General features: G+C 61.5%; 2 protein-coding genes. Both read left to right on the top strand.

The window, feature by feature from the left end; genetic code table 11:
* The coding region (locus tag PFH44_RS27265; protein WP_283826786.1) for a glycerate kinase at window positions 1–479 on the top strand (479 nt) is incomplete at its 5' end.
* A complete protein-coding gene (locus PFH44_RS27260) occupies window positions 476–1,633 on the top strand; it encodes a CdaR family transcriptional regulator (protein ID WP_045853249.1) in 1,158 nt (385 codons plus the stop codon). The genes PFH44_RS27265 and PFH44_RS27260, both read left to right, overlap by 4 nt.
* Window positions 1,634–1,695 lie beyond the last annotated feature (62 nt).

Below are 1,695 nucleotides of genomic sequence, written 5' to 3'. Positions count from 1 at the left end.
AGATGGGTATAAGGGACAGGGCGCTGGGCTACGATGTCGGCGCCTTAGGCGGCGCCGGCGCGGCGGGTGGAATGGGCGCCGCGCTGATGGCCTACGCCGGCGCCACGCTGCGCCCCGGGATCGAGCTGGTACTGGAGCTGCTGAACGCCGATAACCACCTCAGCGGCGCTGCGCTGGCCATCGTCGGCGAAGGCTGGCTCGATCGCCAGAGCGCGTTCGGCAAAGCGCCGGTGGGGGTCGCGAAAGCCGCCGCGCGCCGCCGCGTACCGGTGATAGCCCTGTGCGGCGGGCGGGATGACACCAGCCAGCAGCTTTACCAACACCATATTGACGCCATGTGGTCGATCTGCCCGCGGCCGATGCCGCTGGCAGAATCAATGAGCGCCTGTGAAAAGCTGCTCGCCGACGCAGCGGAAAATGTGCTTCGAACCTTTTTATGCGGACAACGGCGGAATGAACAAGAGCGGATAACAGCATGATTATTACAACAGCGCTGGCTAATGAGATCGTCACCCGGGCGATGGCGATCATCCATCACAACGTCAACGTGATCGATCATCACGGACAGGTTATTGCCTCCGGAGAACGCCATCGAATTGGCGAACAGCACGAGATCGCCCGCGAGGTGATCCGCACCGGAAAGCGCATTTGCATCCATAACACCGCGGAAGCGGCGCGCTTTCAGAACGTCCATCCCGGCATTAATCATCCGATTATTTTTGCCGATCGGGTGGTGATGGTGGTGGGGATCAGCGGCGATCCGTCGGCGATCAGTCGCTATGCCGAGCTGGCGGTGCTTACCGCCGAACTGCTGGTGCGCCAGGCGATGGAGATGCGCGAAACCAACTGGCGGCAGCGCCTGCGCGACACTCTGTTCTGCCAGTATCTTGAGCAGGGTGAGAGCCGCTCGGGCCAGGAGGCCCTGTGCCGCCTGGCGGAGCTGGGCTTCACCTTCGACACGCCGCTGGTGCCGGTGGTGGTCACCATCCAGGTGGAACAGCGCCATCTAAGCGAGATTCTGAGCACGCTGCTGCGCGAGTTCTCGCAGCTGGCCGGGGTCAGGGAGGTGATCCTGCTGGGCAGTAACGAAATCCTGATCCTCGATGCGCTGAACGAGCCGCAGGAGACGTTGCTCAGGGGGATTGAGTTTATCCTCAGCACCCAGATCAGCCATTATCACATCGGCGTTGGCGTACAAGCGGACAGCGCGCCCGACATACGCGAGGCGATTCGGTTCGCCCGTTCGGTGATAGACGTGGGCAGCAAAGTGCAGCCGCAGCGGCAGATCTACTATTTCCGCGAAATGGCGATGCTGTGCCTGTTTCGGGTGCTGGAAGACAGCTATATGGTCAACTTCTTTAACAACAACGTGCGGCAGCTGCTGGAGCATGATTCCGGCGAAGCGCTGCTGGATACGCTGGCCTGTTTTATCGCCAATAATGCCGAACCGGGCAAGACCTCGCTGCAGCTGGGGATCCACCGTAATACCCTCACCTACCGGCTACAGCAGATTAAAAAGCATATCCAGCTGGATCCGATGGTGTTTACCGACCTGGTGCAGCTCTCGGTGTCGGTTCATTGCTACCGGCGGCAGAACCCGCGGCAAAGCGAGTGGATTGATACGCTGAGCTGAGGCGGCAGCGGGAGAGGCACGTCGCGGTTGAACCGGCGGGGGCCAGCCGCCAAAACCCACGC

This window comes from Klebsiella sp. Ech2A, assembly GCF_030078455.1.
GTDB classification, from domain to species: domain Bacteria; phylum Pseudomonadota; class Gammaproteobacteria; order Enterobacterales; family Enterobacteriaceae; genus Klebsiella; species Klebsiella terrigena.
This window is presented reverse-complemented; position numbering and strand designations above follow the sequence as displayed.

What these genes read in the sequence shown, in the direction of transcription:
- PFH44_RS27260 (WP_045853249.1), top strand. Translation starts at nt 476, where the DNA reads ATGATTATTACAACAGCGCTGGCTAATGAGATCGTCACCCGGGCGATG.